This is a genomic window from Phytobacter sp. V69 (assembly GCF_965644215.1).
Taxonomy (GTDB): Bacteria; Pseudomonadota; Gammaproteobacteria; order Enterobacterales; family Enterobacteriaceae; genus Phytobacter.
The window spans coordinates 1-296 of sequence record NZ_CBFFRL010000569.1; the positions used below are offsets into that span (position 1 = coordinate 1).

At 55.4% G+C, this 296-nt stretch carries 1 pseudogene; it reads right to left on the bottom strand.

Annotated elements, in window-relative coordinates:
• Window positions 1-296, bottom strand: a pseudogene (locus ACSZPU_RS26465) (PD-(D/E)XK nuclease-like domain-containing protein); the annotation flags it as partial.

The following is a 296-nucleotide window of genomic DNA, read 5'->3' on the forward strand; positions in this document are numbered from 1 at the left end:
ACGAAAATCCAGAAGAACTGGTCCAAAGCAGCCGTTTCGGTATACATGGCTGCGCTCAGGTGATAATCGCGGTCGATAATTTCCCGGTGCAGCTTGGCGCGCAGTGCAGACTGTTTGACGTTCCACATGCTGATAGTTTTCAGGTCCACGCCAATGCGGATGCCGTTCATGTCGATTTCCAGATCCGGGCGAACGCGGATTTCCAGCCCGGTCTCATCATCGAAACCGAAATAACTCACTTCAACCGCGCGGCTTGGATGTGTCAGGAACTTGCCGGCGGTCGGGTGCGCCAGCAG